We start from the raw sequence: 12,630 nt of genomic DNA, 5'->3' as shown, positions 1-12,630 counted from the left end.
GGTTCAGGTCTCCTGCTGGGTTGCAGCCAATTGGTCCCGGCCCAGATGCTCTCTGATAGTGCCGGTCTTGGGCGAAAGGTCCGGATCGATGTCACGCATCTCAAGCGACAGAGCGATGGAGTGCATCGAAAGGGCCGGTTCAAGATACGCCCTTACCGCTTCGAATATGCGCTGCGTTGCGTCCTGCTTGACGTCTTCGGGGCGACCGGCGCGCAGTCGGATCGAAATATCGACAAAACCATGCGCCGGGTTCCCGTCGGCAATGGAATAGTGATGCACCCGCGTGGCGCGTACGCGAATACCCGCCATCGGGAACGTGTCAATTGCTGCTGCTGTTGCGCGCACACACTCGCACAAACCATCCATATCGACCCAGTCTTCTAGGTTACCAGAGTAATCGATGTGGAAATGCGGCATGGTTCCCTTCCCTTCAATTAGTAAACATGTTTAGTAATTACGTCACCACGTGTCAAGAACTTGACTTGTTAATCTTTGCAATTCCGGAAGCAGCGCTCTAGAAAACGGCATGACCACACAAAGCCACACCAAGAGCACTTCCCGCGCGCTTCCGATCGCGCTGCTGCGTGCCCGCGAAACAGTCATGGCGCCCATTCGGGACATGTTGAACAACATTCAGCTTACAGAACAGAAGTGGCGCATTCTTCGCGTTCTGGATGAGTTTGGTGAAATGGAACAAAGCGCCATCTCGAAAGAGGCCTGTCTTCTGTTGCCCAGCCTCACCCGCATTCTGCGCGCCATGGAAGCAGACGGCCAGATTACACGCCGCCAGGACAGTCAGGACAAGCGCCGGTCTATGGTGAAGATCACGGATACAGGTCGTGGAATCCTGACCGAGAACCTTCCGACATCCCTTGCAATTTATGATCGCATTGAAGAACAGATGGGTCAGGACAAGCTGGACGACCTTCTGGACCTGCTTGAGGAGTTGCAGGCCGTCAAGATCTGACCACACACAAACCGGGCGGGGCCAGCCACGCATCTAAAGTGTCGACAGACCGGTATCCAGTGCCGACAGAATCTTGGCCACGTCCTCGGACGTGATGACCAGCGGTGGTGACAGGATGATGTTGTTGCCCGACACACGGACCATCACGCCATCTTCGTATGCCGCCTTCTGCACCTGCAAGGGCAGATGCTTGGCAACCGGCGCCTTGGTTGCACGATCAGATACCAGTTCCAGCGCACACATCAAGCCCTCGCCTCCGCGCACATCTCCGATTGCGTCGTGTTTTTCAGCCAAATTTTTCAATCCGGTAAAAAGTTCTTCACCGCGGGCCGCGGCGTTTTCCCAAACACGCAAACGATTGATTTCAGACAGAGCCGCCAGCGCAGCCGCTGCGCCGACCGGATGGCCGGAATAGGTATAGCCCTGATCGACTGACGCCATACCTGTGGTGTCGCTTTCAAAAACCTCGGCGACCGCGCCCGAAATCATTGCCGCACCGAATGGGAAATAACCGTTGGTGATCGCCTTGGCTGTCGTCATGATGTCGGGCTGCACACCCCAATGCCGCGCGCCGCTTTCGCTGCCGGTACGACCAAAAGCAGTGATGATCTCGTCCGATATAAGAAGAATACCGTTTTTCGAACAGACCTCGCGCACCATCGGCATGAAGCTTTTGTGTGGTGGGATCACGCCGCCTGCGCCCAGAATCGGCTCCATGATGAATGCGGCGACGGTATTTGCCCCCTGGAATGCGATCTCGGCCTCCAGCGCCTTGACGCAAAGTTGCGCCAGACGCTCGGGGTCTGTTTCGTCGAACGGATTGCGATAGGTCCACGGCGCGGGCACATGGAAACAGCCCGGCATCATCGGCTCGTAAGCCGCGCGGAACTTCTGGTTGCCATTGACCGAAGCGGCCGCGAAATGGGTGCCGTGGTATCCTTGCTTGAGGCTGATGAACTTTGTCCGACCGGCCTCGCCCCGCACTTTGTGATACTGTCGCGCAAGCTTCAGTGCGATTTCAACTGAATCCGATCCGCCCGAAGTGAAAAAAGCTCGGGTCAGACCATCAGGCTTGAAAAACTGCGCCAACTCATAGGACAGCTCAATCGCCTTGTCGTTGCTGGTGCCCCGGAAGGTCGAGTAATACGGCAGCGCATTCAACTGATCGGTAATGGCCTGCTTAACCGGATCACAGGAATAACCCAGATTGACGTTCCACAACCCGCCAACCGCGTCGATGGCCTTGTGGCCGTCAATATCGATGATGCTGACCCCTTCCCCTCCGGTCAGGATGGTGGGCGGATTGTTTTGACTGTCGGCAGGATGTGCCATCGGGTGCCAGAAATGGCGCGCGTTGTTTTCCTTCAGGAAATTGGAGTCTTTCATATCACGGGTCTCCGAGGATCTTGTCCGCCCATCGGTCAGGGCTGGAACGCGGTTGGGAAGTTTCGCGGAAACTGACCACCGAAATTCGCAGTCAGTTCGAGCGAAAGGGAATGCAATGTCGTCAGGATCAAAGGCAGGTGATCGCCGTTTGCACGAATTTCAGGCACCGCAATTGCGATTGTGCCTATCGCCACCTGATCAATTCCAAAGACAGGCGCAGCGTATCCATAAACGCCTGCTTCAAACCCGCCTGCGCTGTTTGACCAGCCCTTGCGCCTGATCTCAGAAACCCGTTCACGTATCAGGTCAGGGGACACCAGGGTTTCCGCTGTGTAGGACGTCAAGGCCTGGCGATCCAGATCTTCAAGCAGGTGAGCGGGGCCAAAACTCAGCAGGCACAGGCCGGAGGCCGTTGCATTGATCGGCAGAATTTCCGCCGGATCAAGGCTGACCCGCACGGTGTACCGCGTGGTTTCCAGCGCCAGAGCGGTCTGCAATTTGCCTTGTTGCAGCAGCGAAAGGTGCATGCTTTCGCCGATTACCTGCATGGCGGACTGCATCCTTACGCGCGCGCCTTCAAGCCCCGGATTTGCGATTTCCCGCAGCGCGGCAAGACGCACCACAGCCGGTCCGATCGCATAGGACTTGGAGTGCGGGTTTTGTTCGATCAGGCCAAACTCTTCCAATGCGCGAAGGTGGCGCAGAGTCGTTGCCTTGTTCATACCGGACAGCCGGGCAAGGTTGCTCAGACCGATCTCCGGCTGAGCACTTGAAAACAACTCGAGCAATTTCAAAGCATTAAGAGCGGTGCCCATGCGCTTTTCTCTCCTTCGCACGTAATACTTGACAGAAAGCATTTAACAAAGCAACATTATTGTTGTTACTTCGGTTCAAAAAATGAACCAAGCCAGGGAGGCGTCAATGAAAAAAATTCTAACCGCTGCCGTTTTTGCAGCCTCTGCAACAGCAGCACTTGCTGAATACCCGGAAAAGCCGGTGACCTTTGTGGTTCCGTGGCCTCCGGGCGATCTGGAAGACGTGTTAACCCGGATGATCGCAGATGAATTCCAGGCCATGTACGGCGTTCCGGCCGCGGTTGTGAACAAGCCTGGCGGCGGAGGCGGCCCCTTCCCCGGCGCGGTTGAGGTCGCAACGGCTCCGGCAGATGGCTACACCATCGGATCCTTCGTTATTGGCGTTCCTGTCATCGGGCCCGAGATCGGAATCCCGGAGCTGAACCCAAATCCATTCGACCCTATCGGAATTTTCCTGACCTATCCGTTCGTGATCGCATCCAGCAAAGATGCGCCATTCTCGAATTGGGACGAACTTGTAGCGCACGGTAAGGAAAACGATGTGGCTCTTGGCCATTTCGGCTCGGTCCTGCCGCCCACACAGGTTACGTTTGCGGCTGCGGTGAGCAGCGGCTTCGACTTTGCAAGCGAAGCGGCGTTCGACGCGCTGGACTGCAACACATTGGCGTCAGGTGACGTGGACGTCATCAATACCACGCTGCAACTCGTGCTGCCCTGCCTCGACAATGTGAACATTCTGGCCAGCATCGGTGGTGAACGAATTTCGCTTGTACCGGACACACCAACGGTTGTCGAAATGAACCCGGACCTGCCGCTTGCGTTGTGGAACGGGTTGTTCGTGCACAAGGACACTCCGGCAGATGCCCGTGAAAAGATCACTGCCGCCGCGCAAAAGGCGTTGGAGTCCGACAAGGCCAAAAAGCTGGCTGAAGAAACCGGTGCGTTGATCTATTGGCAGGACCCTGACGCGTCAAATGCGCAAATCGAACAGGACAAAGCGTCGTTCGCGAAAATCGAAGAGATTCTGGGCGAATAAGCACCTAACAGGGCGCGGGTGGAAAGCCCGCGCCTTGTTGCATGTCGGGGAGGGACATGATGATTGCAAAAACGCTTCAGGACATGTTCAGAAGGTATCGCCGACCTGGCGACATCATCTTTGCCGTCTTTTTCCTTGCCTTCTCGTTGTTCCTGCTCAGCCAGTTGGGCACCGAGACAAAGTTGGTAAAGCGCACCAAGTGGTTTGCGCAGCCGTCGCTGTGGCCGACCATCGCCATATGGGGCATGGTGATTTTCAGCGCCCTGCATCTGATCGGCTCAGCCGTTTCCCCCCGTATTCCCGGGCGCTGGAGAGAGCTTACTTTCTGGCTCATGTCTCTTGAATATGTTGTCTATTTCCTGATCTACGTGGTGGCCGTGCCGTGGCTGGGGTACTTGCCCTCGACCATGCTGTTCGCCGCTTTTCTGGCCGCGCGCACCGGTTTTCGAACGCCCGGCACAATCGGGATTTCACTGCTGTTCGGCGCCAGCGTCGCCATTCTTTTCAGAGCATTTCTTCAGGTGAATATCCCGGCAGGTCGGGTTTACGAGTTCCTTCCGGACTCCGTCCGCGTCTTTGCCCTGACCTATCTGTGAGGCCGCTATGGACAATCTGATTTCCGGCTTTGCAATTCTGGCCCAATGGCAGGTTTTGATCGCACTGCTCATCGGGTCTGTTGGCGGAGTCATCATCGGCGCACTGCCCGGCGTCGGGGCGGCTGTCGCCATCGCCATTCTGCTGCCTGCTACGTTCGCCTTCGAGCCTATTGTTGGTCTGACCCTGCTGCTGGGTATCTACGGCTCATCGATGTACGGCGGCGCAATCCCTGCAATTCTGATCAACACGCCGGGCACGGCAGTGAATGCGCTGACAACCTATGACGGTTATCCAATGACAAAGCGGGGCGAGGGCCATCGCGCGCTGTCGCTGGCTTATTCCGCGTCGTTCTTTGGCGGCATCTTCTCGATCCTCTGCCTGATCATCCTGTCCCCGGTTCTGGCATGGGTCGCCCCGCATTTCGGCAGCCGCGAGATCTTTCTGGCCGCGTTTCTGGGCATCCTTCTGGTGATCCTGGCCCATCGTGGCCAGACATTTTCGGCGGCAATGCTGGCCTTCTTCGGCATCTTCCTGAACACGGTCGGGCTGGAGCCCGTCAAATACACAAAGCGTTTTACGTTTGACCAAAGCTGGTTGTCTTCGGGGATCGACCTTATTGTCGTTGTGCTGGGTTTGTTTGCCATCAGCCAGGCGCTATTGCTTCTGGTCGACAAGGAACACGCGCCCGGTGAGGCGCACGTTCGAGGCAACATCTTCGCCGGCCTCAAAGAACTGTTGGGCATCAAGCGCATCGCGACGGTGTCGTCTTCGTTAGGTGTCCTGATGGGCATGATTCCCGGAACAGGCGAATTCACTTCGCAATTCCTGTCCTACACCTATGCGCAGAAAAGCTCGAAGACTCCGGAAGCTTTCGGCAATGGCTCTCCCGAAGGTCTGGTTGCCTCTGAGGCTGCTAACAATGCGGTCCCAGGTGCCGCAATGATCCCCTTGCTGGCGTTGGGTATCCCGGGTGAGGCGCTGACGGCGATGATGCTGTCGGTCTTTTATGTCCACAACGTGGTCCCCGGGCCGCAACTGTTTGCCGAGCAGATGGATTTTGTTCTGGCTCTGTACATGTCGCTGATCCTGCTGAACGTGATCGTTCTGGTCTTTCTGTTGTTCTCGACAAATCTGCTGCTGAAGATAATTCAGATCCCGACCCGGTTCCTGGGCATCATGATCCTGACTTTGTCTTTTGTCGGGGTGTTCAGTCTGCGCAATTCAGTCACCGACTGCGCCATTGCGGCAGGGTTCGGAGTGTTTGGTCTGATCCTCAAACGTCTGAACCTGCCGATCGTGCCGATCATTCTGGGCATGGTTCTGGGCGGCATCATGGAGGTCAAGCTGCGCAGCGCCATGGCGCGGGTCAAAACGCCGCTCGATTTCATTGACAGGCCAATCGCAGCGATCCTGTTCATCATGATCCTGGGCGTCATTCTGCTGCATATCCGCACGCTGGTGAAGGAACACAAGGAACGGATCAAACCGCAGCCGATTGGCGACGAAGACTCGACACAGCAAGGATAACCCTCATGGACCAGACCTCGATTGATGCGCTGCGCGCGCAGGAAATCTCCCCTCGTGGTCATTTCATCAATGGTGCCTATCAGGCCGCAGAGAACGGCGCGCAGCACGAAGTGTTGTCGCCCATCGACGGTCAGCCCCTGGCACGCATTGCCGAGGGAACGCTATCGGACGTTGACACGGCGGTGCACGCCGCGCGCCTGGCGTTCGAAGATGGCCGCTGGTCCCGTATGTCGCCTGCCGGCCGCAAGAAAGTGCTGCTGAAGCTGGCCGATCTCATCGAAAGCCACGCACTCGAGATCGCCGTTATGGGCGTGCGGGACAACGGAACCGAGATAAACATGGCCTATAAGGCCGAGGCGCTCTCGGCCACCGGCACCTTTCGCTATTACGCCGAGGCGATAGACAAGGTTTACGGTCAGGTCGCCCCGACCGGACATGACGTGCTGGGACTGATCCATCACGCTCCGGTGGGTGTCGTGTGTGCAATTGTGCCTTGGAACTTTCCGCTGATGATCGGAAGCTGGAAGATCGCACCTGCTCTGGCTGCGGGCAATTCCATTGTTCTGAAACCGGCAGAGAGCGCCTCTCTCAGCCTGCTGAAAATCGCCGAACTTGCGTCTGCGGCAGGCGTTCCGGACGGCGTGTTCAACGTTGTTACGGGGCGCGGATCAGTCGTGGGCGAGGCGCTGGCGCTGTCGATGGACGTGGACATCATGGTGTTCACAGGATCAGGCGCAACAGGCCGCCGTCTGCTGGAATATTCCGCACGGTCGAACTTGAAACGCTGCTATCTGGAACTTGGCGGAAAATCCGCCAACATCGTCTTCAACGATGCCCCCGATCTGGCCGAGGCCGCGAAGGTTTCGGCAGCGGGTATCTTCCGCAACTCTGGACAGGTCTGCGTTGCGGGGTCTCGCCTGCTGGTGCAGGAAGACATCTATGAAGACTTCGTGGCCGAAATCTCGCGCCACGCCGAGAGTTTCCGCGTGGGTGATCCGCTGGATCTGAACAGCCAGATCGGCGCCGTTCACAGCCTGCCCGAGTTGGAAGCCAATCTGGACTTCGTCACCAGGGCCGAAGCTGAAGGTGCCGAACGCCGCACCGGCGGTCACCGTATCCTGACCGAATCCGGCGGCTACTATATGGCGCCGACGGTGATGGCGGGTGTGAAAGAGACCGATAGCCTGTTTCAGAACGAAGTATTCGGCCCGGTTCTTGCGGTGACACCCTTCAAGGACGAGGAAGAAGCGATCCGCCTGGCCAATGCCACTGTATACGGGCTTGCTGGAGGCGTATGGACGTCAAACCTCAGCCGGGCGCACCGCATGGTGGCAGGCGTGCGGGCGGGTGTCGTGCATGTGAACACTTATGGCGGTTCCGATCTGACGGTGCCGCTGGGCGGGATACGTCAATCGGGCAACGGGCACGACAAATCACTGCACGCGCTTGAAAAATATGTGGACTTGAAAACAGCCTGGATAAAGCTCTGAAATGTTGTCTGAACAATCCGCAGAACTGATCGAACGCAGAACCAGGCTGCTGGGTCCCAACGTCTCGACCTTTTATGACGAGCCTGTTCATTTTGTGAAAGGCGAAGGCGTCTGGCTGTGGGACGCCGAAGGGCGCAGATACCTGGATTGCTACAACAACGTTCCACATGTGGGCCACTGCAACCCGCGCGTGGTCGAGGCGATCTGCCGACAGGCAAGTACGCTCAATACACACACGCGATACCTGCATGACGGGATCTTGGATTATGTAGAAAGGCTGACCGGGACAATGGATGTCTCGCTGGACACGGCGATCCTGACCTGCACCGGATCCGAGGCCAATGACATCGCCCTGCGCATGGCCGAGGGCATGACTGGCAGGCGCGGCATCATCGCAACCGATGCGACCTATCACGGCAACACCTCGCTGGTCAGTCAGTTGAGCAAATCGAACATCCCCGCCGTGGGTTTTGGGCTGGGCCAGTATTTCCGCTTTGTCGAAGCGCCCGACAGCTTTCGCAACCCGGACCCGGACGGCACCAGGTTCGCGGATGCGGTGGCCGAACAAATCGCCGAACATAAGAAGTCCGGTCTTGGGTTTGCGGCCCTGATTGTCTGCCCGTATTTCCTGAACGAAGGGTTCCCGGACCATCCCGATGGCTGGCTGAAACCCGCCGCCGATATTGTCCGCAAGGCCGGCGGGCTGCTGATTTGCGACGAGGTGCAATCCGGTTTTGGCCGCACCGGCACCCATATGTGGGCGCATCAGAAAATGGGCGCGGTGCCGGATATCATGACACTTGGCAAGCCGATGGCCAATGGTCACCCGGTGGGTGGTGTCGTCACACGCACCGAAATACTGACCAAATTCCGCAAGGGCTATCGCTATTTCAATACGTTTGGCGGCAACCCGGTCTCGTGCGCAGCGGCCATGGCCGTGCTGGAAGAGATTGAAGACAAGCAATTGCTGGAAAATGCCAGAACGGTCGGGAAACACGCCCGATCGCGCATGAGGGCTTTGGCCCGGAAGTATGATTTCATCGGCGACGTGCGCGGCTCGGGCCTGATCTTCGGAGCGGAGATGGTGCTGGATCGGGACAGCAAGGAACCGGCCAGCGCCTTCACCGACCGGGTGATCAACGAAATGCGGCAGCGTGGGATCATTCATTCCAAGCTGGGGCGTCACAAGAACACTCTGAAAATCCGCCCGCCGATGCCTTTCTCGGTCGAGAATGCCGACTTGCTGTTTGAAACGCTGGATGAAGTTCTGGCCGAAACACCGATTTGCTCATGATAGACGCGGCAGAAAAGGCACTGGCGCTATGGGGGTTTCAAGACGCAGTTTGCACGTTGGCAGCGGCCCGCGAAAACCACGTTTATCAGGTACAGCTGGATGGGCGCAGCTTTGCGCTGCGATTGCATCGTCCCGGCTATCGCACAGATGCCGAACTGTGGTCGGAACTGGAATGGATGGGTGTGTTGGCCGCAGAACATGTCGGGGTACCTGAACCCATTGCCAGCAACCGGGGCAACTTTCTCGAGGTCATTGAGAACATGCAAATCGATGTTCTGACCTGGTTGCCGGGGCGGCCACTGGGGTCCACAACAACCGGGATCGATCACGAAGACCGCATCGGCCTTTTCCATTCCTTGGGCCGGGAAATGGCCCGCCTGCACTCCATCAGCGACGAGTGGGAGCGCCCTGCAGGGTTTTCGCGCTGGTCCTGGGACCGACCGGGATTGGTCGGCCAGGAACCCGTTTGGGGCCGGTTCTGGGAAAACCCGACGCTTGGCGATGACGATCGTGCGCTGTTCACGCGCTTCCGTGAAACGGCAGAGCGGGATTTGAAACGCATTGAATCGGAACTGGACTATGGCCTGATCCATGCGGATCTGGTCCGTGAGAACGTAATGATTGCGAATGATCAGGTCTCATTGATCGATTTTGACGATTCCGGCTTCGGTTTTCGCCTTTTTGACATCGCCACCAGTTTGATCAAAAACCTCGCGGAACCCGATTATGATCGACTGCAGGCTGCGCTTTTGGCCGGATACCGATCACAGCGTCCGATTGACACCAACCATCTTGATCTGTTTCTGGCATTGAGATCGGCAACTTATGTAGGCTGGGTTTCGACCCGGTTGCACGAAGATGGCTCAGAAGATCGGAACAGCCGATTTGTGGAAAACACCAGAAAACTGGCGCGCCGATACCTCAGGTAAAACGGTTGACATGGAGCCTCAGTTTCGAGGTCGTCCACGCTCGCCAGCCGACTCCCAACTTTGAAGTGGCACCGCAAAATTCAGGCCTTACCCACGTTCGGGTTCCTGTTTCATTTAGGCTTCGGATTGGACCGTCCCGTATAGGTCGTAATGACGCGGCTTAATCACGCCATTTAGGCAACGGACCCTGCATGTCGCGGTAGCCTCACAGCCCAAGTCGGCATAGAGAGGTTAAGAATAGAAAACGCATAGCGTTAACGCCGCTTTCAGGAGATCAAAAATGGCGAGTGAGGAAAAGGACCAGCGGCTTTTGAAGCGCGGCATCGAGGACACTCTGGTTACCGATTTCGCAACCAAGCACCGCAGCAGCTATGGAGACTTTTTGGAACTCAAGACCCTGCTGAGCATTCAGAAGACCTTTCAGGACCCTGCGGAACCGGATGAGCTGTTGTTTGTGATCATTCACCAAGTCAGCGAGCTTTGGCTGAAACTGATGCATCACCAACTTGTGGAAGTCCGGCGTTTTCTGCGCCAAGACGCCTTTGGCCCCGCTCTCAAGAACATTGATCGGATCAAGGCAATCCAGCGTCAGCTGATTGCGGCCTGGGAAACGCTGCTGACCATGACCCCGGCAGACTACATGACGTTCCGCGATGCGCTGGGAAGTTCATCGGGTTTCCAGAGTTATGGCTATCGCCAGATCGAGTTCATTCTGGGCAACAAGGACACCTCGACGCTCAAGGTTCATGCACACGACCCCGAGGTAATGGAGGAGTTGACCGCAGCGTTGACCAAGCCGTCTTTGTACGACGAGGTCATCATGATGCTGGCGCGAAAGGGCTTCGATGTTCCGCAGGACCTTGTCGAACGTGATTTTTCCCAACCATATGCGGGTGATCCGCGCATCGTAAACATCTGGGTCGAAGTTTACAGGAACAAAGACAAGTATTGGGACTTGTATGCCCTGGCTGAAAAGCTGATGGATGTGGAAACACTGTTCCAAAGATGGCGCTTTGACCACGCAACAGCCGTTGAGCGGGTCATCGGAATGCAACCGGGAACAGGCGGGTCCAGCGGTGTCGCCTTCCTGAAAAAGGCGCTGGAGCTCAAGTTCTTCCACGACTTGTACGACATGCGTTCCGAGCTTTTCTATGCGGGCGGAGAAAAGAAGTGACCTATCGCGGGTTTTCCCCGGACGAGCTGGAAAGACAATACTCTCCAAGTGTCATGGTTGGCGGAGATATCTCTCATTATCTGGCGGCCTACGCGGATATGAGTGCAGCCGCACGTGTCGAGCTGGAAGTGCTGGAAAACCTGAAATACGGGAACCTCAAGTCCAATATTTTGGATTTCTTTCCCGCAAGCGAAGCCAACGCGCCGCTGCACGTTTTCGTCCACGGCGGGTATTGGCAGGCGCTCAGCCAGCGTGAGTCAGCTTTGGTCGCGAAGCCGCTGGTTCGCGCGGGTCAGGCCTTTGCAACACTGAATTATACACTGGCCCCCAAAGCGCGTCTGGACGAGATGATCACGGAATGCGGCCGGGCGCTGTTGTGGCTTGCAGAAAGGGCCGAGAAACTGGGGTTTGACCCCGGCCGGATCACTTTGTCCGGCCACAGTGCCGGGGCGCATTTGGCAGCAATGGCACTGAACCGCTTTGGCGAAGACCTGAAGCAGGCGGGTTTGATGATCGGAGACCTGGTTCTGATCAGTGGCATTTATGATCTGGAGCCGATCGCGCAGACATCGGTCAACAACCCCCTGCAGTTGACCGACGACGATATCCTCAGCCTCTCACCGATCCATCACCTGCCACCAGCGGATGTTCGCACCCGCGTCACAGTCGCCGAACGTGATACACGCGAATTTATCCGGCAAAGCCGGGATTTTTCTGCGCTACTGCGCAAGGCCGGTCGGGATGTATCATTTGACGTGCAAAAGGGGATGCACCATTTCGATATTATTATGCATCCAAACAGCTTCTTCCCGGCACCCAGAACTCAGGTATAGCAGCAGGATAAAAGCATCTTTAGTCTCATAGACACCCACTGCCGGGACCCGTGAATTGCGTGGCAGCCCTTCGGGCATGTCCTCGCCAAACATCCGTTCCAGCACGTTTTCGTAGCGGTTTTCCAACAATATGACGGTGCCGAAAGGCGAAGCAATACGTTGTGACACGGTTGACTCTCCCGGCGTTGGTTTGGTTGGCGAGATGGGAATACGCACGTCTTTGCGGCCTTCCAGCTCGTCGGTTGGATAGTCTTCTTTCAGCCGCTTTGTCAGCGACATGGTCATCAGGACCAGTACCACCATCAGTGGCAGCGAAAGCATCTGTGCACGTGCTGCACCGCCCCGAAATTGACAAGCGTAAGATCATATTGTGCGTCCGACAGATCGGGTCTCAGTCCGAGGACAGCCACCGCGACCAGTAGGATTGAACTCAAGAACAATTTTCGTGCCTTGTGAACCGGCAATTCACGTCAGTTCCTCCGGCGGATCAAAGACCACATTGGGACCTAAGCCTGACTGAAAACCGAAACCTAAGATTGAAGTCGAGTTGTCCAGAAACGCTCAGGGTCTGGATTGACAGGC

13 protein-coding genes are annotated in these 12,630 nt (G+C 56.8%); 9 read left to right on the top strand and 4 right to left on the bottom strand.

What is annotated here, in order from left to right; all coding sequences use genetic code 11:
• Nucleotides 1–3 precede the first annotated feature (3 nt).
• Nucleotides 4–417, bottom strand: a complete 414-nt coding sequence (locus ACR0CG_RS06135) for a 5-carboxymethyl-2-hydroxymuconate Delta-isomerase (RefSeq protein WP_480523401.1) — start codon at nucleotides 415–417, stop codon at nucleotides 4–6.
• A 109-nt stretch (nucleotides 418–526) separates the two neighbouring features.
• On the opposite strand from ACR0CG_RS06135, the gene hpaR reads away from it, so the two are divergent.
• Nucleotides 527–967 carry a homoprotocatechuate degradation operon regulator HpaR gene (gene hpaR / locus ACR0CG_RS06130; protein WP_480523400.1) on the top strand — a complete coding sequence of 147 codons (441 nt, stop codon included), beginning with the start codon at nucleotides 527–529 and terminating at the stop codon, nucleotides 965–967.
• 33 nt (nucleotides 968–1,000) lie between these two features.
• Here the strand turns inward: hpaR and ACR0CG_RS06125 are convergent, their stop codons facing one another.
• Nucleotides 1,001–2,353: an aminotransferase class III-fold pyridoxal phosphate-dependent enzyme gene (locus ACR0CG_RS06125; protein ID WP_480523398.1), complete on the bottom strand. Its 1,353-nt coding sequence runs from the start codon at nucleotides 2,351–2,353 to the stop codon at nucleotides 1,001–1,003.
• A 35-nt stretch (nucleotides 2,354–2,388) separates the two neighbouring features.
• Nucleotides 2,389–3,168 (bottom strand): IclR family transcriptional regulator, encoded by a 780-nt coding sequence (locus tag ACR0CG_RS06120; RefSeq protein WP_480523396.1) that lies wholly within the window; start codon nucleotides 3,166–3,168, stop codon nucleotides 2,389–2,391.
• A 106-nt stretch (nucleotides 3,169–3,274) separates the two neighbouring features.
• Here ACR0CG_RS06120 and ACR0CG_RS06115 point away from each other — a divergent pair, with 106 nt between their 5' ends.
• The 8 genes from ACR0CG_RS06115 to ACR0CG_RS06080 all read left to right on the top strand — a co-directional run bounded on the left by ACR0CG_RS06115 (nucleotide 3,275) and on the right by ACR0CG_RS06080 (nucleotide 12,048).
• Entirely contained in the window at nucleotides 3,275–4,204 is a 930-nt protein-coding gene (locus ACR0CG_RS06115; RefSeq protein WP_170611300.1) for a tripartite tricarboxylate transporter substrate binding protein, read from the top strand.
• 56 nt (nucleotides 4,205–4,260) lie between these two features.
• Nucleotides 4,261–4,800: a tripartite tricarboxylate transporter TctB family protein gene (locus ACR0CG_RS06110; protein WP_480441575.1), complete on the top strand. Its 540-nt coding sequence runs from the start codon at nucleotides 4,261–4,263 to the stop codon at nucleotides 4,798–4,800.
• A 7-nt stretch (nucleotides 4,801–4,807) separates the two neighbouring features.
• Nucleotides 4,808–6,328, top strand: a complete 1,521-nt coding sequence (locus ACR0CG_RS06105; protein WP_480523394.1) for a tripartite tricarboxylate transporter permease — start codon at nucleotides 4,808–4,810, stop codon at nucleotides 6,326–6,328.
• A gap of 5 nt (nucleotides 6,329–6,333) precedes the next feature.
• Complete coding sequence (locus ACR0CG_RS06100) at nucleotides 6,334–7,818, top strand: aldehyde dehydrogenase (protein ID WP_480523392.1); 1,485 nt, start codon at nucleotides 6,334–6,336, stop codon at nucleotides 7,816–7,818.
• 1 nt (nucleotide 7,819) lies between these two features.
• A complete protein-coding gene (locus ACR0CG_RS06095) occupies nucleotides 7,820–9,112 on the top strand; it encodes an aspartate aminotransferase family protein (RefSeq protein WP_480523390.1) in 1,293 nt (430 codons plus the stop codon).
• Complete coding sequence (locus ACR0CG_RS06090; RefSeq protein ID WP_480523388.1) at nucleotides 9,109–10,041, top strand: phosphotransferase enzyme family protein; 933 nt, start codon at nucleotides 9,109–9,111, stop codon at nucleotides 10,039–10,041. The genes ACR0CG_RS06095 and ACR0CG_RS06090 overlap by 4 nt, the downstream gene beginning before the upstream one ends.
• Before the next feature lie 280 nt (nucleotides 10,042–10,321).
• On the top strand, nucleotides 10,322–11,215 hold the full coding sequence (locus tag ACR0CG_RS06085) for a tryptophan 2,3-dioxygenase (protein ID WP_480523386.1): 894 nt from the start codon (nucleotides 10,322–10,324) through the stop codon (nucleotides 11,213–11,215).
• On the top strand, nucleotides 11,212–12,048 hold the full coding sequence (locus tag ACR0CG_RS06080) for an alpha/beta hydrolase (protein ID WP_480523384.1): 837 nt from the start codon (nucleotides 11,212–11,214) through the stop codon (nucleotides 12,046–12,048). The genes ACR0CG_RS06085 and ACR0CG_RS06080 overlap by 4 nt, the downstream gene beginning before the upstream one ends.
• Here ACR0CG_RS06080 and ACR0CG_RS06075 read toward each other — a convergent pair.
• Complete coding sequence (locus ACR0CG_RS06075) at nucleotides 11,962–12,333, bottom strand: hypothetical protein (protein ID WP_480523382.1); 372 nt, start codon at nucleotides 12,331–12,333, stop codon at nucleotides 11,962–11,964. The genes ACR0CG_RS06080 and ACR0CG_RS06075 overlap by 87 nt on opposite strands.
• Nucleotides 12,334–12,630: the final 297 nt, after the last annotated feature.

This window comes from Ruegeria sp. AB8, assembly GCF_056542605.1.
The sequence above is the reverse complement of the archived record's forward strand: the minus strand, read 5'-3'. Positions and strand labels throughout refer to the sequence as shown.